Consider the following 22,127-nt stretch of genomic DNA (forward strand, 5'->3'; position numbering starts at 1 on the left):
ACGATGGGCACGGAAAAGGAATACCGGGAACTGTTCGACCGGGTCGCGGCATTGCGCGGCCAGGTCGCCGGGAAGCTCGCCAACGAACTGGGCAGCGATCCGAAACTCGGCGACGCGGTCCTCAAGCAGCTCGACGACATGCTCACCGCGGTCGAGGCCGAACAGCGGGCCAAACCGGGGCCCGCGGACGGCGGGATCGCGCAGCTCGTCGGCCTCGGCGACAATTCGGCCGCGGACCTCGGGGCGACGGCGATGCCGCCGGGTATCGACGCCTACGACGAGACGGTCGCCTCGGAACGGGTCATCGCGGTCGGCGACCTGTACTACCTGTACCAGCACGAACGGATCGGCGTGTTCCGGGTGGTGCAGAAACTGCAGGAGCTGTTCCAGGGCGGCGCCATCCGGCTTTCGGACGGTCCCGGCGCGTTCGGCCTGTACCGGTTCGACCGGCGGGACGTCCTGCGTTACACCCGGCGGGACCGCGTCAGCGCGTATCGGCGCGTACTCGGCTACGGCAAGGGTCTCGGCTCGGCGAACTCGCGGCCGAACACCGACTTCCACCAGCTGTTCACGCAGTTCTCCAACCAGGTGGCGTTGTTCTGGCGGGACAAGCGGATCTCCGACGTCGTCCGGGAACGCGCGTACGACCCGAGTTTCGGCAGCGTCGCGGTCGTCCGGCGCAGTGGGCTGGACCTGCGGAACAACCTCAAGTTCACCTCCTACGGTCACCTGAACGTGCTGCGGGTCGAGGTCATGCAACTGCTGACCGAGGCGTTCAAGATCCTCGGCTCGGAGGACGTGCTGGACCTGTTCGGCGCCTCCAACGCGTGGGACACCGTGGACGAGGTGCTGATCCGCTACTTCGACCAGCGGCTGGTGTCCTCGCCACGGCAGCGGATGGCGGTCACCGGGCGGCAGGTGCTGCGCTGGCTCGCGGCGCCGCACATCCTCGAAACCACGAGGTCGGAGTTCGAGGCCCTGCTGCTCGAGATCGCGGAGCCTGCCGAAGAGTGGCTGACCTCGGCGCAGTCCCTCCGGCTGGCCGACCGGACGAACTCGCGGGAGGTGCTGCCGATCGACCGGCACCGGCCCGCCGGGGTGGCGGTGGCCCGCTCCGAACAACGTCCGGTCACCCCGCGCCGGAACGGCCACCGTCCGGGCACCGTGATCACCCTGGACCGCCCCTAGCCACGTGCTGGGAACGATGGTCACGGGGTGGGACGCGAGGTAGCGTCGGTCGCGATGAGTGAACGCACCTGGGGTTTCCGCACCCGCGCCCTGCACGCGGGCGGGACGCCCGACCCGGCGACCGGCGCCCGCGCCGTGCCCATCTACCAGACCACGAGCTTCGTCTTCGAGGACGCGGCCGACGCGGCGAACCTGTTCGCGCTGCAGAAGTACGGCAACGTCTACAGCCGCATCGGCAATCCGACGGTCGCGGCCTTCGAGGAACGCCTGGCCAGCCTCGAAGGCGCGATCGGCGGTGTCGCCACGAGCAGTGGCCAGGCGGCCGAGTTCCTCACCTTCTCCGCGCTGGCCGAGGCCGGGGACCACATCGTCTCGGCGGGCGGGCTCTACGGCGGGACGGTCACCCAGCTCACCGGCACGCTGCGCCGCTTCGGCATCGAGACCACCTTCGTCAGCGGAGACCGCATCGAGGACTACGCGGCCGCCGTCACCGACCGGACGAAGCTGATCTTCACCGAGGTCATCGGCAATCCCGGTGGCGGGATCGCCGACCTCGCCGGGCTGGCCGAACTCGCGCATTCGCACGACATCCCGCTGGTCGTCGACGCCACCCTCGCGACGCCGTACCTGTGCCGTCCGATCGAGCACGGCGCGGACATCGTGCTGCATTCCGCGACGAAATTCCTCGGCGGGCACGGCACCACTCTCGGCGGGGTGATCGTCGAATCCGGGAAGTTCGACTGGGGCAACGGGAAGTTCCCGAGGATGACCGAGGCCGTCGAGAGCTATGGCGGCCTGAAGTACTGGGAGAACTTCGGCGAGTACGCCTTCTGCACCCGGCTGCGCGCCGAGCAGTTGCGCGATATCGGCGCCGTCCTCTCCCCGCACTCGGCCTTCCTTCTGCTGCAAGGGGTCGAGACCCTGCCACAGCGGATGGACGCCCACATCGCCAACGCACGAGCCGTCGCGGAGTACCTCGCCGCGGATCCGCGCGTGGCCTGGGTGAACTACGCGGGCCTGCCGGATCACCCGCATCACGACCGGGCGAAGAAGTACCTGCCCGCCGGGCCCGGCGCCGTGTTCTCCTTCGGCATCGAAGGCGGCCGGGCGGCAGGGGAAACGTTCGTCAACTCCGTCGAACTGCTGTCGCATCTGGCGAACGTCGGGGACGCGCGGACGCTGGTCATCCACCCGGCGTCCACCACGCACCAGCAGCTTTCCGAGGACCAGCTGCGCGCGGCGGGCGTCGGCGCGGACCTGATCCGCCTGTCGATCGGCCTGGAGGACGTCGACGACATCCTGTGGGATCTCGATCAGGCACTCGGCAAGGCGGTGGCGGGATGAGCTACGACGTCGGCGCGGTCGAACGCCGCCGCCTCCTCTCGCGGACGAAGTCCGTGACCATCGTCGGTGCCTCGAACAATCCGGCGAGGCCGAGCTACTTCGTCGCGACGTACCTGCTCTCCTCCAGCGAGTACCAGGTCAACTTCGTGAATCCGAGGCTGGACGAACTCCTCGGGCGGCCGGTGTACCCGTCGCTGGCCGACGTGCCCGGCGAGGTCGACCTGGTCAGCGTGTTCCGCAAGCACGACGACCTCCCCGGCGTCGCCGAGGAGGTCGTCAGGGCCGGAGCGCGCACGCTCTGGCTGCAACTGGGCCTGTGGCACGAACCCGTCGCCGATCAGGCCAAGGAAGCCGGACTGGACGTGGTGATGAACCGCTGCGTCAAGATCGAGCACGCCCGGTTCGCCGGTGGGCTCCACCTCGCCGGTTTCAACACCGGCGTGATCAGCTCCCGCCGCCAGTCCGCTCCCTGACCGCTATTCCGCCGCCGTGTTCACCGTGAACGGCAGCCACTGCACGGTGACCCCGTTCGCCGGCGACACCGGCATCCGCCAGTTCTGGCAGCCGCGTCCCGGGACGCGGTCCCAGATGAACAGCGGTGCCCCCTGGCCCGCGGTGCAGCCCTGGTCCAGCAGTTTGCCCGCGTTCTGCACGGCGTACCGGTACACCCCGGTGCCGACGCCCTGCGGTTCGATCGTCCACTTCTGGCACGCGCCCGCGACGCGGTCGTAGGTGGTCACCGGGTTCCCGCTGGCCGTACTGCAGCCGGTGTTGTCCAGCACCTGCCCGGAATGCTTGGCGCGGAACTGGTAGTAGCCGTCACCGGTGCCCCACGGGAAGAACTTCTGGCAGTCCGCGCCGTTCGACGGCCACTGCTGGACCTTGGTCCCGTTGTTCCAGCCGCACGCGGCGACGTCGGCGTAGAGGCCGCTCGACACCGCTTGCAGCGAGACCCAGGCGTCGTCCCCGAACTCCCCGCCCGGGTCGAAGGTGGTGGCCCGGAACCGGTAGTCGTGGCCCTCCTGCAACAGCCCCGGCGGCGCCGTCCAGGTCGCGGTGGTGCCGGACGGGACGTCCCACTGCCAGAAGTCCCCGATCATCGTTTCGCCTTCGTAGACATAGAAGACTGCGGTGACGTTGCCGCCGTCGGGGTCCGTCGGCGTGAAGCGCAGCGTCGGGGTCAGGGACTTCGTGTAGGTGACGCCGCCGGAGTCGACACGATCCGAGATGTCGTGCCCGGCGGCGGGATTCGGCCGCTGGTTCCGGTACGTCACCTCGAGGTACGGCGACTTGCCGCCCTCGCTGGACGAGAACTTCTTCCAGCCGGACGAATCCGCCTCGTTCTCCGCCTTCAGCAGCATCGAACCGGTCGTGACCCCGGCGCCCGCCCAGGCACCGATCAGGTTCCCGATCGGCGTCCGGACCCAATCGGCCGCACAAGCCGCGCTGTAGCCGCGGGTCGCGTTCGTCGTCGCCCAGCGGGTGCCGGGCGCCGGCTGGTTCGCCCAGCGGGTGCCGGTGCCCACCAGGGCGGTGTCCCAGATCTCCCAGTTGCGCGGCGAGCACGAGTAGGAGTGGTTGCCCCACAAGGCCAAAGTGGCCGACTCGATCTCCGCGCCACGGAACCGCGACACGTCGAAGTGGAGATACGACCGGGCCTTCGTGGCTCCGCCGTCGTAGGTGCCGATGCGGAGTTCGGTGGCACCCGACTGGTCGGTGGTGGCGATGTTCGACTGCGTGAAGGTGTCGAAGTTCGTCCACACCGAAACACCGGGATCGACGATGACCGGATAGGCGCGCGCCGGGTCGGCGAAGTAGCCCGCGTCCGGCGTCACGTTCAGGCCGAGGGTCCCCCGCTCCTTGGCCGACACGACCTTGCCGACCTTCACCTTCGCGGCCGGGTCGCCGCTGCGCTGGTCGATCCGCGAGTCCCACATCTCGGCGGCGGGCACGCTGCCCACCACGTCACCGGACGCCGTGACGAGCGCCGTGTTCCCGTCCGCGTCGGTGCGCGGCGTGAGCCCGGTGGCCCGCAGCGGAAGGGCGAACGTCAGCGCGCGATCGGGACGGCGCTTGACCACGAAGAACTGCTCGAAACCGGTCCGCGTGGCCTTGACCTGCAGGTCGACGCCGGGCTGGACCTCCGGATAGGTGGCGACCTCGCCGGTGAGCACCGGTTCGGGCAGCGCGCCCGGATACTGCAGGGCGACCTTCCCGTCCCGGCTCTGCACGGTGGCGAGATCCCCGCTCTTGCCGCTCGCGCCCGTCAGCACGAGGTCACGGGGATGCGCCTTCGGCCGGACGAGGCCGTCGGGGCCCTTCACCAGCGTCAGATCGACAGGGGTCCAGTCACCGCCGCGGCGGACGTGGACCGGGCCGCCGTGCACCTGGGTGGTGCGGGAACCGTCGGGATTGGCGAAGGTGGCCGAGTTCTCCGTACGCTCGGAGAGGATCTCGACCGGCTTGTTCTGCGATCGGGCTGCCGTTTCGGGTGACGTCGCTTGCGCGGGAGCAGCGAGAACGGCGCTCCCGGCCAGGCACGCGGCGACGAGCGCGAGGCCCCGCCGCGGGATTCTTCGGGTTTCGGCTTGCACTTCGATCTCCCCAATCGTGGATGACACGGTGACACATCGCTTACGCATGTCACATCCACGGGGTTGCCCGCCGCTCGAAAAAATCCGGCCGCGTGAGAGGGTGCGGTATGGCCAAACCGACTCCGCTGCAGCTCAGGAACATCGTCATGGCATTGCTCATGGTCGGTGCCCTGGTATGGAACCTGTCCATCGGCGGCGCTTGGTGGCTCACCGCGATCTTCTCGGTCGGAACCGTCCTCTCGCTGCTCTCCGCGTACCTGAACCGGCCGGGCGCTCAGCCCTGAGCACCCTCGAAGCGCGAAGCGAGGTCCGCACGGCCTCGGTCGGTCAGGGCGCCGAAGAGACGTAGGCGCGCCATGCCGCCGTCGGGATAGATGTCGAGACGGACTTCGGTCACCTCAGGTCCCGAAGCGAGCGCGAACCGGTGCCGCGTGTCCGGCTGCAGGCGGGTCTTCGGCAGCAGCTCGACCCATTCGCCATCGCCGTCCCGCCCACTCAACGCCGCCCAGCCAGGCGCGTTGCCCTTCAGGTTGCTGTTGTCCAGTTCGGCGAACCGGACGACGCCCGCGCCGGCGAGCCGGACGGTGACCCAGTCGTTCCCGTCGTCACGGCGGCGGGACGTCTCCCAGCCCTCGGCCTGGTGTGCGGCGAGCCCGGGCGAGAAGAGATTGTTGGGCGAGGAATAGAACATGTCGCTGCATCCGGTGACGACCGCGCCGTTCTCCAGGGCCGCGAGGTCCAGCGCGCCGAGGTCGAGCAGCCGCGGGTCCGGGATCGGTGTGCCGTGCACCCGCAGCCGGGCGACACCGCCGTCCGGGTGCATGGTCAGCCGGACGTGCGTGTAGCGCTTGCTCCCGCCGACCTCGAAGAAGTTCTCCGTATGACCCGAGGCCGAGCCGCGTTTGACCAGCACGTCCCAGTCGGCTTCGGATACTTCGGCCGCACTCGGATAGCCCTCGACGGCGCACGCCTCGACCGAGACAAACGGCGGGTAGTTCCCCTTGAAGAACGCGGTGTCCACGACGACGCCGGTGATCGCGCCCGCCAGGCCGAGCCGGACGACGGCCTGGTCGTCTCCCGGCTCACGGTGCCGCCGGGTCTCCCAGCCGTCGTAGACTTGGCCCTTGGGGCCGAAGGTCTCCGCCCGGTGCGCGGGCGTCCAGGGATTGACCAGATTCTCCTTCTCGGCGAACAACTCATCCGTCGCCCACATCACGGTCCCGCCGAACTTGCGCGAGGCCAGATCGGGCAGCTTTGTCCACTCAGGACGGTCGTTCACGGTCTCCTCCATCTCAGCTCCTCATCCCGGGTCAGCAGGACGCCTGCCGGGTCTTCACCGGTGATCTCCCTGCCGCGCAACCACGTGCTCCGCACGACACCGGCGAGCGGACGTCCGTGGTAGGCGCTGACCGGGTTGCGGTGCTTCAATTTCGCGACGTCGACGACGAACGCGTCGTCGGGCGCGAACACGCTGAAGTCGGCGTCGTAGCCCGGCGCGAGGTGGCCCTTGCGGCGCATCCCCGCCTGCGCGGCCGGATGTTCGGCCATCCAGCGGACGACGTCGGTGAGCGCGAACCCGCGCTGCCGCGCCTGTGTCCAGACCGCGGGCAGACCGAGTTGCAGGCCGGCGATCCCGCCCCAGGCGAGCCCGAAATCGCCGCTGTCGAAGCGTTTCAGCTCCGGCGTGCACGGCGAATGGTCGGTCACGACGCAGTCGATGACGCCGTCCGCGAGGCCCTGCCACAACAGTTCACGGTTCCCGGCCTCACGGATCGGCGGGCAGCACTTGAACTGCGTCGCCCCGTCGCCGATCTCCTCCGCGGTGAAACTCAGGTAGTGCGGGCAGGTCTCGGCGGTCAGCCGGACGCCGTCGCGCCGCGCGCTCTCGACCATCGGCAGCGCGTCCGAAGAGGACAGATGCAGGATGTGCGCGCGCACGCCGGTCTTCCTGGCGAGTTCGATGACCTGCGCGATCGCCACGTTCTCCGCGCCACGCGGACGCGAGTGCAGGAAGTCTTCGTACTTCTCGCCGTGCGGATCGGGCGCGTGATCGATCGCGTCGGAGTCCTCCGCGTGCACGATGATCATGCCGTCGAAGGTCCGCAGTTCGGTCATCGCTTCTTCGAGCCCGCGCGCGTCCAGCGGCGGGAACTCGTCGACGCCGGAGTGCAGCAGGAACGACTTGAAGCCGAACACCCCGGCCTCGTGCAGCCCCCGCAGATCCGCCAGATTGCCCGGGATGGCACCGCCCCAGAATCCGACGTCGACGTGCACGCGCCCCTCGGCGGCCTTGCGCTTCACCTCCAGCGCCGCGACGTCGACCGTCGGCGGCAGGCTGTTCAGCGGCATGTCCACGATCGTGGTGACCCCGCCCGCCGCGGCCGCGCGGGTCGCCGAAGCGAAACCCTCCCATTCACTGCGGCCCGGATCGTTGACGTGCACGTGGGTGTCCACGAGACCCGGCAGCAGGACGACGTCCTCGCCGAGTTCGAGCACCCGATCGCCGTCCAGCGCGGCTCCGGCCGGTTCCACCACGACGATGCGGCCATCCTCGATGCCGACCGTCGCGGGCACTTCGCCTGCTGCCGTCACGGCTCGGGCGGCTTTGATCACCAGGTCCATTGATACTCCCAATTTCCACTGAGTGGAATCGAGGTTTCGCACTCCGACATTAACTCCGGCCACCCTGCTCGTCAATGAGCCTCGGCGGCGCTACCTTCGCTGGGTGCAGTTAGAAGCCGAGTTCACCAGCGAACCGTTCCACGGCGAGGGCCCGCCACCCGAGCATGCCGTCAAAGCGCGCGACACGGCGGAGGGCGCGGGCCTCTCGGCCGACTTCGGCCCGCTTGGCACCCTCGTCCGCGGCGACGCCGACACCCTGCTCGACGCGCTCCCCGCCATCGCCAGGGCGGCACTCGACGGCGGCGCGACCCGCGTGACCCTCCAACTCCGGCAGGTCGGCGACGACGCGGGCGAGCCGGCCGTCGAACTGCACAGCGCCCTCGCCCGGCTCATCGGCGACGTCGAACGCGAGCTGGGTGGCAAGCTCGACACCCTCGACCGCGCCGCCAAGCAGCGCGCAGTGCGGCTGCTCAAGGAACGCGGCGCGTTCGGCCTCCGCAAATCGGTGTCGACCGTCGCCGAGGCGCTGGGGGTCACGAGGTTCACGGTCTACAACTACCTCAACCGCGACCAAGACTGAAGAGTGAATTCAACAAAATGTTGACGGAGGCGGATCCGTCGCCGTACCGTCGGTTCCCGTGCCGCTCACCATTCGAGAGTTCGACCAGGCACCCGCTCAGGACGTCCGGCCGGTGCTGACAGCCTGCCTCGACGTCCCGCGCTGGGTGGAAACCCTGCTGGCCAGGCGCCCTTACACCGACCTGGCCGCCCTGCTCGCCGCGTCCGAGTCGCTGACCCCGCTGCGCCCCGGCGAGATCCGGCAGGCGATGGCCGCCCATCCCCGGATCGGGGAGAAATCGGCCGGCGAGAGCACCGAAGCCGGTTGGTCGCGCTCGGAACAGTCCGGTGTGGACGGTTCCGCGGCGCGTGAGTTCGCGGCGGCCAACGCCGAGTACGAAGCGACGTTCGGGCACGTGTTCCTGGTCTGCGCGAGCGGCCGGAGCGGCCCCGAACTGCTGGAAAACCTCCGTTCGAGGCTCTCGAACGATCCGGAGAAGGAACTCGAAGTGGCCGGTCAAGAGCTGGCCAAGATCGCCGCGCTGCGGCTGGAAAAGGCGGTGACGTCATGAGCCTGGTGACCACGCACATCCTCGACACCGCCGCGGGACGCCCGGCGGCCGGGATCGGGGTCCGGCTCGAAACCGGCGCGGGCGAACCGATCGCCGAGGGCCGGACCGACGCCGACGGCCGGATCCGCGACCTGGGCCCGGAAACCCTCGACCCCGGGGTGTACCGGCTGGTCTTCGACACCGGCGCCCACCTCGGCCCGGACTCCTTCTTCCCCGAAGTCATCTTGACCTTCCGCATCGCCGACGGGACCGAGCACCACCACGTGCCGTTGCTGCTCAGCCCGTTCGCCTATTCCACCTATCGAGGGAGCTGATCGCCCGTGGCCATCACCCTGGGCCCCAACCAGTACGGCAAGGCCGAAGTCCGGCTCGTCACCGTGCGGCGCGAAGGCACCGTCCATCACCTCAAGGACCTCACCGTTTCGACGTCGCTGCGCGGCGACCTCGCGGCCACGCACCTCACCGGCGACAACGCCGACGTCGTCGCGACCGACACCCAGAAGAACACCGTCTACGCCTTCGCCAAGGAGGCCCCGGTCGGTGAGATCGAGGACTTCGCGCTCCGCCTCGGACGGCATTTCGTCGACTCGTTCGAGCACATCTCCGGCGCCCGGGTCCTGATCGACGAGCATGGCTGGAACCGCATCTCCGGACATGACCACGCGTTCTCCCAGGCGGGCAGCGAAAAGCGCACGACCGCGGTGACCATTCAGGACGGTCAGGCCCGGGTGGTGTCCGGTTTGGACGATCTCGTCGTGCTCAAGTCGACCGGTTCGGAGTTCCACGGCTTCCCGCGGGACGAGTACACGACGCTGGCCGAGACGAACGACCGGATCCTCGCGACCGCCGTGACCGCTCGCTGGCGTTACCAAGGTGACGGCATCGACTGGGCGGCGAGCCACGCCGAGGTCCGGCGGATCCTGCTGGAGACCTTCGCGGACAAGTACAGCCTCTCCCTGCAGCAAACGCTGTACGCGATGGGAGAGGCCGTGCTCGAGGAACGCGAAGAGGTCGCCGAAGTCCGGCTGTCACTGCCGAACAAGCACCACTTCCTGGTGGACCTGTCGCCGTTCGGGTTGAAGAACGACAACGAGGTCTTCTACGCCGCCGACCGGCCGTACGGCCTGATCGAGGGTGTGGTCCTGCGCGATGACGCGGAGGACGCCGGCCTGGCTTGGCACACCCTCGCCGCCTTCTAGGGTGCAGTGAGGCCGCGGTCCAGGCGGTCGTGAGTGGCGATTCGGGTTCTATTTGCGTGCCAGTGTTCGCAAGTTCGTGATGCCCAGCGGCCGTGTCGCGAAAGTCCTAAAACTCGACCCGCAGTACATGAAGGCCCCCTTCCTTGCGCCTAGGTACAGGAAGGGGGCCTTCATGTACCTAAGACCCCTTCGGCACTAACCCGAATCGCCACTCACGACCCAGCGCCGATCCGCCGGGCGACGGTGTTGCGAAAGCGCCCTTCGCAACGCCGCCCTCAGGCGGACGGGTGCTACGGCGATCGGGCAGGCGAGGCGGGACTGTGTGGATTTCAGGACATCTGACGTCCCGAAATCCACACAGTCACCAGGCCACGCCCCGCGCGACACCTTTGCCCTGCACCTCAAGACCCTCGCTAGGGAACCGGCAGCGGCATCCCGGGCACGCTCTGGTCGGCGGGGACGACCCCGTCGGCCAGGTACGCGTCCACGACCTTGTCCACTGCGGCGTTGCCGGTCGCGTAGAGCCCGTGGTCACCTTCGCCGGTGACCGTCAGCATCCGCGAGTTCGCGAACCCGGCATGCGCCTTCCGGGCTCCCTCGATCGGCGTCGCCGGGTCGTGCTCGGACTGGACGATCAGCACCGGCGGGACACCCTTGCCGTCCAGCTTCGGCAGCGGACGCGGTTGCTTGTCCCAGAACAGGCAGACCGAGGCGTTCAGCACGCCGCCGCCCGCCATGAGCAGCCCCCGGTCGAGGTTCCGCTGCGAGTCGCGGATCAGCGACTCGCGGGTGCCGGCGAACCGGCCTTCCCCGCAGAGGGTGTTCCAGAACGTGGCGTCCTGCGCGTCGGGGAAGTCCCCCGCGTCCTTGACGGCGGCGAGCGCGTCGGCCTTCGCCTGCTCCCCGTTTTCCAGCCCCGCGCGGACCTTGACCAGCAGGTCGGCCAGCGCCGGGAAGGACTGCTTCTTGTAGAGCATGTAGACCATCGCACCTTCGAGCTCCATCGGCCCGTTGCCGTTGAGCGGATGACGCGACAAGGTGTACCGGAGCCGCTCGTAGGCCTGCCGGACCTCTTCGCCGCTGGTGCCGAAGTGGTACTTGGCGTCGTAGCGCGCCATCCACGGCAGGAAGTCCTGCCGCCAGCGTCGTTCGAACCCGACCGCCTGCCGGTTGAACGAGTTCTGCCACGTCGTGGTGAACTCCGTCGAAGAGTCCAGCACGAACCGCCCGGTCCGCTGGGGGAACTGCTGCGCGTAGTGCGCGCCCAGCCAGGTGCCGCCCGAGTAGCCCACCCAGTTGATCTTCTCCCGGCCGAGCAGCACCCGGAGCAGGTCGAAGTCCTTGATCGTCTGGTAGGTGGTGATCAGCGGCCCGAGTTCGCCACTGGCGGCCTGACAGGACTTGGCCACGTGTTCCGCGTTGGCCAGGATCTGGTTCAGGTTGCGCGGATCGCGGTCGCGCGGGTCCAGCCGGCGGACGAGGTCCGCGGTGCCACGGCAGGTGACGTTGGTGCTCTTGCCGGTCCCCCGGACGTCGATGCCGATGACGTCCTGGTGTTGCCGCAGCTTCTCCTGCCCGCGGAACGTGACCGGGAACCAGCGCCCGGCGCCGCCCGGCCCGCCCGGGTTGGTGAGCACCGACGCCGTCGACGGTCCGGTCGACTTCAGCCTGCTGACCGCGATGGTCAGATCCTGTCGCTCCGCCGCGCGGTCCCAGTCGCGGGGCGTGCGGTAGGTCGCGCATTCGAGTCCGCCGATGTCGGTGCCCGGCGGCAACGTGATCAGCTCCTCCGCCGCGCAAGCATGCCAATCGAGTGTCTGGCCGGTGTAGCGATCCGGGATGTTCGTCGTGTTCAGCGTGCTCGCCGAAGCCGGCAAGGCCCCGGCGAGCAGTCCGCCCACGACCACCGGGATCACCCCGGCGGTCAGTAGCCGCTTCATCTGCTGCCCCCTTCTTTCCTTGGTTTCCCAACGGATCTCGACGCTAGGGCCGGGCCTGCCGCGCGAACATCGACCGCAGGTAGCGCCGGAAGGTGAACCAAGGATTGAGGGTGGCTAGGTCCGCGGCACAAGTCCCGCCGCGGCGGCCTTCCGCTGGAGTTCGTCCGAAGTGGTCGCGTTCCGCGCGTCCGGCGCCTTCGTGGACGCGGCGGTGGTGCCGCCCAGCGCCTTGAAGACCAGGTCGGCTTCGGCCTTCATTCCCGCCGCGTACGGGTGGTACGCGACCGCGCGGAAGAGGTTGGTGTCCTTGCCGCTGACCCACGCCGCGTCACCGGAGCAGGCGTCGTGGCCCCGGCTCGGGCCGTAGGTGTCGACGTAACGGGCGCCCTGCTTGCGGGCGGCGGTGGAGACGGCCTTGTTGAGCGCGCGTTCGACCTCGTCGGCCCAGGCGTAGTCGCCGTCGGCGAACGGGACCACGCTGGGGCAATAGCCCTTCGACGGCACGATCCTCGGGTAGCCGACCAGCACGATGGTGGCGGCCGGTGACCGCTCACGGACCCCCTTGACGACGCGTTCGAGGTTGCGCTGGGTGTTCGCGAGCGCCGCGAGCAGGGTGTCCTTGCCGTTGATCGTGAAGTGGTCCTTGCACGGCGAGCCGGTCGGGTCGTCGTCGCGCAGTTCGGGGCAGGTGCCGATCAGGCTGCCGAAGACGCTGTAGTCGTTGCCGCCGATGCCGATGGTCACCAGGTCCGTGTCCAGGGTCAGGGCGTCGAACTGCGGCGGCACGCTGCCCAGCGCCAGACTCGGCGAGGGCACCGTCTGCGGGCTGGTCATGTTCGTGGTGTCCGCCGACGAGCAGCTGACGTCGGTGAACGCGCCCGGCTTGTAGTAGAGCCCGAGCTTGGTGGCCAGCCAGGCCGGATAGTTGTTGTTCGACCGGAAGCACCAGCTCGCCTGCTGCCACGGGATCAGCGGGCCCGCGGTGTACGAGTCGCCGAGGGCGACGTACTTGCGGAAGGCGGGGCTCTCCGCAGCGCTCGCCGGCGTCCCCAAACTCGCTAGGGAGACGACAGCCAGCAGCGTGGCGAGGACAAGTCGGGCGGTACGGCGCATGGCGACCTCGTGATCCGTCGTTGGACTACCGGCCGATCCTGACAAGTTCCCACCTCCGTCCACAATAGAAGTGAGCATCTTTCACGTTTCAGGGGTGAGAACGCCACTTGATAGAACGCTCTATCATGGGAGCGTGACAGGAACACGGGAACGCATTGTGAACGCCGGCGCCGAGCTGCTGAGGCGCAACGGGTACACCGGCACCGGGGTCAAGCAGATCGTCGAGGCCGCGAAAGCGCCGTTCGGCTCGCTCTACCACTTCTTCCCCGGCGGCAAGGAGCAACTCGGCGAAGAGGTCATCCGCACCTCCGGGATGATGTACCTCGCGCTGTTCGAGATCTTCTTCGCCGACGAGCCGGACCTGATCCACGGGATCGAAGCGTGCTTCGCGAGCGCGGCCGAGACACTCCAGGCGACCGACTACGCCGACGCGTGCCCCATCGCGACGGTCGCGCTGGAGGTCGCGAGCACCAACGAGAAGCTGCGGATCGCGACGGCCGACGTCTTCACCGCGTGGATCGAGACAGGTACCGAGAAGCTGGGCAAGTACGGCCTCGAACCCGCGGCGGCGCGACAGCTCACGATCGCGTTGGTGAACAGTCTCGAAGGGGCGTTCGTGTTGAGCCGATCGCTGCGTAACACCGAAGCGCTCGAGGTCGCGGGGGTTTCGTCGGTCGCGTTGGCGCGCACGCTGTTCCCAGACGCGTGAAGCACCGACGGCGGGCTTCTGAACTCCGGGGTTTCTCCGCAACGCGCAACGGCTTCCGATCGACCTAGCGGTCGTCAACGCCGAATTCCGTTTGGGGAGCACATGATCATCAGGAAGCTCGTGATCGGCACCATCGCGGCCGCCGCCCTGCTGACCGCCGTCGCGGTGCCCGCGACCGCCGCCGAGGTCCAGCCGTCCACCCTCACCACGACCACCAGCAGCACGAAGATCGACGCCGGGAAGACCGTCACGATCTCCGGCAAGCTCAAGAAGGCCGACGCCACCCCGATCGCGGGCGCCGAGGTGGGCATTTCCTTCTGCTTCAACGGCTTCTGCGGTGAGGCTCAGGCCAAGCCGGTCACCGACGCCGCGGGCGCCTACAGCGCGACGCTCACCCCGATCCGCACCGGCAACTACCACGCCGACTTCTTCTCCACCGACGCGGCGGTCGCGAACTCGCAGGCCGACACCCCGAAGATCGTCGTGCTCCACCCGGCGAAGATCACCTCGTTCGCGGCGGGCCGCGGTGCGGCCAAGGCCGTGACCGGCTCCGGCACGATCGACTTCCCCGGCCAGTACACCGCGAACCCGATCCCGGTCGAGCTCCAGTACTTCTCGTTCAGCACCTACCGCTGGACCACGGCGGCGACGGTGGACGCCACCTGGAACGGCACCACCTGGGCCTACGCGGCTTCGGCCGAACACCGCAAGCCCGGCGTCTGGCGGGCCTTCTACGCGGGCACGCCCGAGATGTTCCACGCGGCGGCGAGTGACCTCGTCTTCGTGCTCTGACCTGTTCCGTGAAGGCCTCCTTCCCTACTCTGACGGTAGGGAAGGAGGCCTTCACGGACCGCTAGCGGGACGCCAGGTAGGCCCGCCAGTCCCCCACGCCGGAGATGTCCGTCAGCTCGTCGGAGTCCACAAAGGATGAACGCAGGACGGTCGCGAGGCAGGCCGCGCCGTCCTCCAGTTCGATGACGCCCAGTTCCAGTTCCGGTGGCTCGGCGGGGACGAGGTGGTCCCGCAGGACCGCGAGCGGCAGGTCGTAGACCTCCCCGACCACGGAGCCGGAACCGCCTTCGTACATCGCCGGGAACCGGTCCCTTACCGAGAAATAGTGGTACTTCGGCGCGGATCGGGCCACGCAGCACAACGGCGCGCCCTGCAACTGTTCGTGCAGCGGACCGCCGCGCATCCCGCCGCCGTTGAGGAACATCAGAACCACGACATGATCCCTTCGATCCCGAAGTACACCCCGAACACCGCGGCCAGGATCCCGAGGATCCAGCCGATCTCGCGGATCTTGCCCTTGCAGATCTTGATCAGCACGTAGGCGACCAGCCCGGCGCCGATGCCGTTGGTGATCGAGTAGGTGAACGGGATCAGCGCGATGGTGAGGAACACCGGGATCGCGAAGTCCAGGTCCCGCCAGGGGATCCGCGCGCACTGGGCCATCATCATGCCGCCGATGACCACCAGCGCGGGCGCCGCGGCCTGCGCCGGGACGACCGCCGCGAGCGGGGTCAGGAACAGCGTCGCGGTGAACAACCCGCCGGTGACGATGCTCGCCAGCCCGGTCCGCGCGCCTTCACCGACTCCCGCCGCCGACTCCAGGAAGACCGTGTTCGGCGCCGAACCGGTGACACCGCCCGCCAGCGCGCCCGCGCCGTCGACCAGCAGGATCCGGCCCATCCCTTCGACCTTGCCGTCCTTGACCAGCCCGGCCTCCTCGGAGACCGAGGTGATCGTGCCCATCGCGTCGAAGAACCCGGAAAGCACCAGCGTGAACAGGAAGACCGCCGCGGTCACCGCCCCCGCCGACGCGAAGCCGCCGAACAGGTCGATGTCCCCCAGCAGGCTGAAATCGGGATGCGCCACGACCTGCTCGGGCACCTTGGGTTCGACCAGCCCCCAGCCGTCGACCTCGAACACGCTGTTGACCAGCACCGCGAGCCCGGTCGCGACCGCGATGCTGATCAGCACCGCGCCCGGAACGCCGCGGCTCACGAGCACGATCATCAGCAGCAGACCGAGGCAGAAGATCGCGATCGGCCAGCCTTCGAGATGGCCGGCGATCCCCATCCGCACCGGCACGGTCGACTGCGCGGAGTCGGGTGTCCGCGTGACGAATCCGGCGCTGACCAGGCCGACCAGCGCGATGTAGAGCCCGATGCCGACGGTGATCGCGACCTTGAGCGGCATCGGGATCGCGTTGATGATCCTTTCCCGGACACCGGAAACGGCCATGAACACGATGCAGACGCCCTCGAGGACGACGAGCCCGAAGGCCTGTGCCCACGTCATGGTCGGCGCCATCTGGAAGGCGACGACGCCGTTGACGCCGAGACCGGCCGCGAGCGCCAGCGGCGCGTTGCCCACGAAACCCATCAGGATCGTGGTGACACCCGCCGCCAGCGCGGTCGCGGTGGTGATCGCCTCGGTGCTCAGCCTCGCGCCGGTGATGTCCGCCGACGCGCCGAGGATGAGCGGGTTGAGCAGCACGATGTAGCACATCGCGACGAACGTGGTGATCCCGCCGCGCACCTCGCGGCCGACCGTGCTGCCGCGGTGGGAGATCTTGAACCAGCGGTCGAGCCCGGACAGCCGCCCCGGTTCGGGCGAGGGCAGGTGGGGACGCTCTGTACCTAATTGGGTCATGCCTACTCCACAACTTTGTGGGGCGGGAAGAAACTCAGTAAGCCTTCTTGTCGGGTTTCGACAGCCAGGCCTGGAAAGGCGCGAAAGAGTCCGGAAGGGACAGTTGGCCGACGGGTAGTGACCAGGTCTCGCGCGGGCGGGAAAAGAGGTCGTAGAACTCGCGGTCGTCGAAACCCGCCTCGGCCGCGTCGTGGCGGTCCGCGGCGTAGACGACCTTGCCGACACGCGCCCAGAGCGCGGCGGAAAGGCAGAGCGGGCAAGGCTCGCAGGAGGTCACGAGGACACAGCCGTCGAGTTTGTAGTCGCCGATCGCCTGGCAGGCCGCGCGGATCGCGACCACCTCGGCGTGCGCCGTCGGGTCCAGCGTCGGCGTCACCTGGTTGGTCCCGGTGGCCAGCACCGAACCGTCCCGGACGATCATCGCGCCGAACGGGCCGCCGCCGCGCTCGACGTTCGTGGTGGCCAACTGGACGGCTTCGGCGAGCCATTTCTGCTCGTCGGACTCCGAAATGGACAGACGGGTACCCACGGATGTGCTCCTAGCTCGAAAAAGTACGGGGTTCTCAGGTGCCGGTGAGGTGTTCGGGGCGCACCGGGACGCGGGGCAGCGCCAGCCCGGTGGCCGCGCGGATGGCCGCGACGATCGCCGGGGTGGACGAGATCGTCGGCGGTTCGCCGACCCCGCGCAGACCGTACGGCGCGTTCGGGTCGGGCCGCTCCAGGACGTCGATGTCCATCGGCGGCATGTCCAGCACGGTCGGGATCAGGTAGTCGGTGAACGACGGGTTGCGGATCTTCCCGTCGACGGTCTGGATCTCCTCCATCACCGCGAGCCCGAGGCCCTGCGCGGAGCCGCCCTGGATCTGGCCGAGCACCGCCTGCGGGTTGAGCGCCTTGCCGACGTCCTGCGCGCAGTCGAGCGCGACGACCTTGATCAGCCCGAGTTCGGTGTCGACGTCCACGACCGCTCGGTGCGCCGCGAAGCCGTACTGGACGTGCGCGTTCCCTTGCCCTGTCTCGGGATCGATGGGCGTCGTCGGACGGTGACGCCATTCGACGACCTCGTCGAAGACCTCGTCCCCGAGCACGTCCGCGAGGTCGGCGAGCACACTGCCGTCGGCCCCGACGACCTTGCCGCCGACGACGTTCAGCTTCCCGTCCGCGGCGAGCTTGCCCGCCAAATGCTTGTGCAGCCCGGATCGCACCGCGACGCACGCGGCCTGGACCGCGCCGCCGGTGACGTAACTCTGCCGTGAGGCCGACGTCGAACCGCCGTTGCCGATGTTGGTGTCCATCGGCAGGATCGTCACCTGCTCGATGCCGAGTTCGGTCCGCACGATCTGCTGCATGATCGTCACGAGGCCCTGGCCGACCTCGCACGCGGCGGTGTGCACGGTCGCCGCGGGTTCGCCGCCGACGAGTTGCAGCCGCACGCGGGCCGTCGAGTAGTCGTCGAAGCCCTCGGAGAAGCAGATGTTCTTGATGCCGACCGCGTACCCGACTCCCCGGACGACACCTTCGCCGTGCGTGGTGTTGGAGACACCACCGGGCATCCGGCGCAGGTCCAGTTCTTCGTGTGCGACGGGCAAGGGCTTGGCACGCAGGCGTTCCAGCAGTTCGGCCACCGGGGCGGCCGAGTCGACCACCTGCCCGGTCGGCATGAGACTGCCTTCCTCCATCGCGTTCAGGATCCGGATGTCGACCGGGTCGATTCCGCAGGCTTCGGCGAGTTTGTCCATTTGGGACTCATACGCGAATCCCGCCTGCACCGCGCCGAAGCCACGCATCGCGCCGCAGGGCGGATTGTTCGTGTACACGCCCCAGCAGTCGACCGAAGCACTGTCCACATTATACGGTCCGACGCCGAGAGTGGCCGCGTTCGCGACCACCGCGCCGGTGGACGAGGCGTACGCGCCGCCGTCCAGGTACAGCTTCGCCTTCACATAGACGAGCCGGCCATCGCTATCAGCGCCGTGCTCGTAGTACATCTTCGCCGGGTGGCGGTGCACGTGACCGTAGAACGATTCTTCGCGGTTGTAGACCATCTTGACCGGCTTGCCGGTGTGCAACGCCAGCAAGCACGCGTGGACCTGGATCGAAAGGTCCTCGCGGCCGCCGAACGCGCCACCGACCCCGCCGAGCGTCAGCCGCACCTTGTCCTTGGGCAAGCCCAGCGCGGCCACGATCTGCTGCTGGTCGACGTGAAGCCATTGCGTGGCGACGTAAAGGTCGACACCGCCTTCGGTGTCCGGGATCGCCATACCCGACTCGGGCCCGAGGAAGGCCTGGTCCTGCATGCCGACTTCGTAGACACCGGACACCACGACGTCGGCCTCGACCGACTGGTCGCCGTGCCGGATCTTCGCGTATCGCACGACGTTCCCGCCGGGGTGCAGCTCGGCGCCCTCGCCGGCGGCGGCCTTCTCGGAATCCGTCACCGGTTCGAGGACCTCGTAGGCGACCTTGATCCGCTTCATCGCGCGGCGCGCCGTCTCGGGGTGGTCCGCGGCGACGAGCGCGACGGGCTCGCCCTGGTAGCGCACGACGTCGACGGCGAGCACCGGCTGGTCGGAGTGCTCCAGGCCGTACTTGTTCACGCCCGGCACGTCTTCGTGGGTCAGCACGGCGTAGACCCCTTGCACGGCAAGGGCGTCGGTGATGTCGATGCCGGTGATCCGCGCGTACGGATGCGGGCTGCGCAGCGTCGCGCCCCACAGCATGTCCTCGTGCCACAGGTCCGAGGAGTAGGCGAACTCGCCGCGCACCTTGACCGTGCCGTCCGGGCGGCGCGGGCTCGTGCCCACGCCGTTGCCGGTGGCGGTGGCGGTCTGCTTGGAGACTTCGGTGGTCGTCTGCGTGGAGGTCATAGCGTCTCCCTCAGCCGGGCACTGGCCACGGCCAGCTCGCGGGCGATCTCGTCTTCGGATTCCTCGCGCAGCGTCCCGCCGGTCACCACGGTCGCGCCGCCGACGAACAGCCGCGCGATCGGCGGCGTCGCGCCGAGCACCAGCGCGGCGACCGGGTCGGTGATGCCCGCGTAGTTCAGCCCGTTCAGGTCCCAGACCGCGAGGTCGGCGAGTTTGCCCGCCTCGATCGAGCCGAGGTCCTTCTCCCTGCCCAAGCAGCGCGCACCGCCCATCGTGCCCATCCACAGTGCCTCGCGCGTGGTCAGCGCACGCGGTCCGCCACGCTGGCGCGCCTGCAGAAGCGACTGGTGCAGCTCTTCGCCGAGGCCGCCGGATTCGTTGGACGCGGCGCCGTCGACGCCCAGCCCGACCGCCACCCCGGCGTCGAGCAGCTGCCGGACCGGCGCGATCCCGGCGCCGATCCGCCCGTTCGACGTCGGGCAGTGCGCCGCGCCGGTGCCGGTGGCGCCCATCCGCCGGATCGCTTCCGGGGCGAGGTGGATCGAGTGCGCGAGCCAGACGTCGTCGGCCAGCCAGCCGAGTTTGTCGGCGTACTCGGCCGGGGTGCAGCCGACCTCGGCGAGGCACTGCTTCTCCTCGTCGACCGTCTCGGCGAGGTGCGTGTGGAGACGGACACCCTTACGGCGCGCCAATTCCGCGGCGCCGGTCATCAGCCGCTCGCTCACCGAGAACGGCGAGCACGGCCCGGCCGCGATCTGCAGGTGCGCACCCGCGGAACCGTCGTGGAACCGGTCGATCGCGGCCTCGGTCCCGAGCAGCGCGGCCTCGGTCTCCTCGACGAGGTTGTCCGGCGGCAGCCCGCCCTGGGATTCGCCGCGGTCCATCGAGCCGCGGACGACGTGCAGCCGAACGCCGACGCGGATCCGCGCGGCGGCGAGTGCCTCGACCTGGTCGCCGCCGTCACGCGGGAAGACGTAGTGGTGGTCTGCGACCGTGGTGCAGCCGGTGGTCGCGAGCCGGCTGAGCCCGGCGGTGGCCGCCGCGTGCGTGATCCCGGCGTCGAGCCTGCCCCAGATCGGGTACAGCGCGACGAGCCATTCGAAGAGCGTGTGGTCGGCGGCGAGGCCGCGCGTGGCCCACTGGTACAGGTGGTGATGGGTGTTGATCAGCCCGGGCGTGACGAGGTATCCGGAGCCGTCGACGCGTTCGTCGTAGTCGTCCTGGGGAGCCCTGCCTTCGCCGACCGCCGTGATGCGGTCGTTCTCGATGACGACGTGGCCCGAGGCGTGTTCGGTGCCCTCGCCGTCGACGGTCGCGATCGCGGCGTTCTCGATGACGGTCTTCACGCGGTTTCTCCCCTGGTCGCGGCCAACCGGACGGCGTCGAGGATCTTCTCGTACCCGGTGCACCGGCACAGGTTCCCCGCCAGCGCCTCGCGGATCTCCTCGTCGGCCGGATTCTCGACCCGGTTGAGCAGATCGTGCGCGGCCACCACGAGGCCGGGGGTGCAGAAGCCACATTGGACGGCGCCCGCGTCCACAAAGGACTGCTGGACCCTGTCCAGCTTGTCGCCGTCGGCGAGCCCTTCGACCGTGCGGACCTGGCGGCCCTCGACCTGACCGGCCGCGACCAGGCACGAACACACCGGGACCTCGTCGAGATACACCGTGCAGGACCCGCATTCGCCCTGTTCACAGGCGTTCTTGGAGCCCGGGAGGCCGAGCCGCTCGCGAAGCACGTAGAGCAGGCTCTCGCCCTCCCAGACGTCGTCGGCCTGCCGGGACTCGCCGTTGATCGTCACGTTCACGCGCACTCGCGTTCACCCTTCTGGAAGTCGTTCCACGCCCAGGTCAGCGTCCGCCGCGCCAGGACGGACAACGCGTGTTTGCGGTAGTCGGCGCTGCCGCGGACGTCGTCGATCGGCGACGACGCCTCCGACACCAGCTCGCCGAACCGGCGTTTGACCGAGTCCGTGATCGAAGCCTTGGTGGACCAGGGAAGTTCGGCGGAGAGGAATTCTTCGGCGGCGGTCGCCCGGCGCGGGGTCGGCGCGGCCGAGCCGACGGCGGCGCGGACCTCGCGGGTCCCCAGGTGCAGGGCCACCGCGAACGAGCAGACCGCGATGACCATCGCGTTGCGTGTCCCGACCTTGGCGAACTGCTGCGGACCGGCCTCGGCGGGCAGGTACACCGCGGTGATCAGCTCGTCGGGTTCGAGGGCGTGGCGTTTGACGCCGAGATAGAACTCCTCGGCCGGGATCCTCCGCGTCCCGCGTACCGACGCGGCCTCGATCTCGGCGCCGAGCACGAGCAGCACGGGATGCGTGTCGCCGGCGGGCGAGGCGGCGCCCAGGTTCCCTCCGACGGTGCCGCGGTTGCGGATCTGCGGCGACCCGACGGTGCGCGAAGCCATCGCTAACGCGGGCAGAACTTCACCCAGCTCAGCGATCACCCGGACGTAGGGCACGGACGCGCCGAGCCGGATCTCGCCGTCGGTCTCGGTCCACCCGGCGAGTTCGGTGACGCGGTTGAGATCGAGCAGCGCGCCGGGACGGCGGTGGTCGAAGTTGAGCTCCACCATGACATCCGTGCCACCCGCGATGGGCACCGCGTCGGGTCGCTCGGCCTTGACGGCGAGCGCCTCGGTCAGCGAGCTGGGGCGCAGGAAATCCACTCTCGGGCTCCTCGGTTCGGCGGCGTTCTGTGACGGCTGACTCAGTAGACGCCCTGTGCCCGTATGGCGGCAACGGTGCCGAAGCATGAA

Annotated in this window: 22 protein-coding genes; 10 read left to right on the forward strand and 12 right to left on the reverse strand. The window is 69.0% G+C overall.

All coding sequences use genetic code 11. The annotated features are described in order from the left end of the window. Positions 1 to 3 precede the first annotated feature (3 nt). From ACLJPX_RS41435 to ACLJPX_RS41445, 3 genes are read left to right on the forward strand one after another with little or no spacing between them, the layout of a single operon-like run. Positions 4 to 1,188, forward strand: a complete 1,185-nt coding sequence (locus ACLJPX_RS41435) for a hypothetical protein (RefSeq protein ID WP_101609664.1) — start codon at positions 4 to 6, stop codon at positions 1,186 to 1,188. A gap of 54 nt (positions 1,189 to 1,242) precedes the next feature. Next, a complete protein-coding gene (locus ACLJPX_RS41440) occupies positions 1,243 to 2,532 on the forward strand; it encodes an O-acetylhomoserine aminocarboxypropyltransferase/cysteine synthase family protein (RefSeq protein WP_410605658.1) in 1,290 nt (429 codons plus the stop codon). Then, positions 2,529 to 3,005: a CoA-binding protein gene (locus ACLJPX_RS41445; RefSeq protein ID WP_101609665.1), complete on the forward strand. Its 477-nt coding sequence runs from the start codon at positions 2,529 to 2,531 to the stop codon at positions 3,003 to 3,005. The genes ACLJPX_RS41440 and ACLJPX_RS41445 overlap by 4 nt, the downstream gene beginning before the upstream one ends. Positions 3,006 to 3,008: 3 nt before the next feature. On the opposite strand, the gene ACLJPX_RS41450 is transcribed toward ACLJPX_RS41445, so the two are convergent. Further along, entirely contained in the window at positions 3,009 to 5,126 is a 2,118-nt protein-coding gene (locus ACLJPX_RS41450) for an RICIN domain-containing protein (protein ID WP_410605659.1), read from the reverse strand. A 107-nt stretch (positions 5,127 to 5,233) separates the two neighbouring features. Here ACLJPX_RS41450 and ACLJPX_RS41455 point away from each other — a divergent pair, with 107 nt between their 5' ends. Continuing rightward, complete coding sequence (locus ACLJPX_RS41455; protein ID WP_168214377.1) at positions 5,234 to 5,410, forward strand: hypothetical protein; 177 nt, start codon at positions 5,234 to 5,236, stop codon at positions 5,408 to 5,410. On the opposite strand, the gene alc is transcribed toward ACLJPX_RS41455, so the two are convergent. Continuing rightward, entirely contained in the window at positions 5,401 to 6,417 is a 1,017-nt protein-coding gene (gene alc / locus ACLJPX_RS41460) for an allantoicase (protein WP_410605660.1), read from the reverse strand. The two genes, ACLJPX_RS41455 and alc, sit on opposite strands and share 10 nt — an antisense overlap. Then, positions 6,402 to 7,748 carry an allantoinase AllB gene (allB, locus tag ACLJPX_RS41465; protein ID WP_410605661.1) on the reverse strand — a complete coding sequence of 449 codons (1,347 nt, stop codon included), beginning with the start codon at positions 7,746 to 7,748 and terminating at the stop codon, positions 6,402 to 6,404. Before allB ends, alc begins: the two co-directional genes overlap by 16 nt. Positions 7,749 to 7,851: 103 nt before the next feature. Between allB and ACLJPX_RS41470 the strand changes: the two genes are divergently transcribed. The 4 genes from ACLJPX_RS41470 to pucL are packed head-to-tail and all read left to right on the forward strand — an operon-like array spanning position 7,852 to position 10,077. After that, on the forward strand, positions 7,852 to 8,328 hold the full coding sequence (locus tag ACLJPX_RS41470; protein ID WP_378413866.1) for a helix-turn-helix domain-containing protein: 477 nt from the start codon (positions 7,852 to 7,854) through the stop codon (positions 8,326 to 8,328). 58 nt (positions 8,329 to 8,386) lie between these two features. After that, positions 8,387 to 8,878: a 2-oxo-4-hydroxy-4-carboxy-5-ureidoimidazoline decarboxylase gene (gene uraD / locus ACLJPX_RS41475; protein ID WP_410605662.1), complete on the forward strand. Its 492-nt coding sequence runs from the start codon at positions 8,387 to 8,389 to the stop codon at positions 8,876 to 8,878. Next, positions 8,875 to 9,192 (forward strand): hydroxyisourate hydrolase, encoded by a 318-nt coding sequence (gene uraH / locus ACLJPX_RS41480; RefSeq protein WP_410605663.1) that lies wholly within the window; start codon positions 8,875 to 8,877, stop codon positions 9,190 to 9,192. Before uraD ends, uraH begins: the two co-directional genes overlap by 4 nt. 6 nt (positions 9,193 to 9,198) lie before the next feature. Then, positions 9,199 to 10,077, forward strand: a complete 879-nt coding sequence (gene pucL, locus ACLJPX_RS41485) for a factor-independent urate hydroxylase (protein ID WP_410605664.1) — start codon at positions 9,199 to 9,201, stop codon at positions 10,075 to 10,077. Positions 10,078 to 10,490: 413 nt separating this feature from the next. On the opposite strand, the gene ACLJPX_RS41490 is transcribed toward pucL, so the two are convergent. Beyond that, positions 10,491 to 12,017, reverse strand: coding sequence for an alpha/beta hydrolase (locus ACLJPX_RS41490; RefSeq protein WP_410605665.1), 1,527 nt, complete (start codon positions 12,015 to 12,017; stop codon positions 10,491 to 10,493). A gap of 114 nt (positions 12,018 to 12,131) precedes the next feature. Next, positions 12,132 to 13,130 (reverse strand): SGNH/GDSL hydrolase family protein, encoded by a 999-nt coding sequence (locus tag ACLJPX_RS41495; protein WP_410605666.1) that lies wholly within the window; start codon positions 13,128 to 13,130, stop codon positions 12,132 to 12,134. Positions 13,131 to 13,287: 157 nt separating this feature from the next. Between ACLJPX_RS41495 and ACLJPX_RS41500 the strand changes: the two genes are divergently transcribed. Next, positions 13,288 to 13,839 carry a TetR/AcrR family transcriptional regulator gene (locus ACLJPX_RS41500; RefSeq protein WP_410605698.1) on the forward strand — a complete coding sequence of 184 codons (552 nt, stop codon included), beginning with the start codon at positions 13,288 to 13,290 and terminating at the stop codon, positions 13,837 to 13,839. Positions 13,840 to 13,941: 102 nt separating this feature from the next. Continuing rightward, complete coding sequence (locus tag ACLJPX_RS41505) at positions 13,942 to 14,631, forward strand: hypothetical protein (protein WP_101609676.1); 690 nt, start codon at positions 13,942 to 13,944, stop codon at positions 14,629 to 14,631. A 61-nt stretch (positions 14,632 to 14,692) separates the two neighbouring features. Here ACLJPX_RS41505 and ACLJPX_RS41510 read toward each other — a convergent pair whose 3' ends face one another. The 7 genes from ACLJPX_RS41510 to ACLJPX_RS41540 are packed head-to-tail and all read right to left on the reverse strand — an operon-like array spanning position 14,693 to position 22,037. Continuing rightward, a complete protein-coding gene (locus ACLJPX_RS41510; protein WP_410605667.1) occupies positions 14,693 to 15,064 on the reverse strand; it encodes a gamma-glutamylcyclotransferase in 372 nt (123 codons plus the stop codon). Next, entirely contained in the window at positions 15,055 to 16,497 is a 1,443-nt protein-coding gene (locus ACLJPX_RS41515) for an NCS2 family permease (RefSeq protein ID WP_101609678.1), read from the reverse strand. Before ACLJPX_RS41515 ends, ACLJPX_RS41510 begins: the two co-directional genes overlap by 10 nt. A gap of 34 nt (positions 16,498 to 16,531) precedes the next feature. Further along, positions 16,532 to 17,026 (reverse strand): nucleoside deaminase, encoded by a 495-nt coding sequence (locus tag ACLJPX_RS41520; protein ID WP_020630619.1) that lies wholly within the window; start codon positions 17,024 to 17,026, stop codon positions 16,532 to 16,534. A gap of 34 nt (positions 17,027 to 17,060) precedes the next feature. Next, entirely contained in the window at positions 17,061 to 19,364 is a 2,304-nt protein-coding gene (gene pucD, locus ACLJPX_RS41525; protein WP_410605668.1) for a xanthine dehydrogenase subunit D, read from the reverse strand. Beyond that, the gene (locus ACLJPX_RS41530; protein ID WP_410605669.1) at positions 19,361 to 20,710 is read right to left on the reverse strand and encodes an 8-oxoguanine deaminase; all 1,350 of its coding nucleotides are present in this window, start codon (positions 20,708 to 20,710) and stop codon (positions 19,361 to 19,363) included. The genes pucD and ACLJPX_RS41530 overlap by 4 nt, the downstream gene beginning before the upstream one ends. Further along, on the reverse strand, positions 20,707 to 21,177 hold the full coding sequence (locus ACLJPX_RS41535; protein ID WP_410605670.1) for a (2Fe-2S)-binding protein: 471 nt from the start codon (positions 21,175 to 21,177) through the stop codon (positions 20,707 to 20,709). Before ACLJPX_RS41535 ends, ACLJPX_RS41530 begins: the two co-directional genes overlap by 4 nt. Then, positions 21,168 to 22,037: an FAD binding domain-containing protein gene (locus ACLJPX_RS41540; RefSeq protein ID WP_410605671.1), complete on the reverse strand. Its 870-nt coding sequence runs from the start codon at positions 22,035 to 22,037 to the stop codon at positions 21,168 to 21,170. The genes ACLJPX_RS41535 and ACLJPX_RS41540 overlap by 10 nt, the downstream gene beginning before the upstream one ends. Positions 22,038 to 22,127 lie beyond the last annotated feature (90 nt).

The organism is Amycolatopsis sp. lyj-90 (assembly GCF_046549035.1).
Taxonomy (GTDB): domain Bacteria; phylum Actinomycetota; class Actinomycetes; order Mycobacteriales; family Pseudonocardiaceae; genus Amycolatopsis.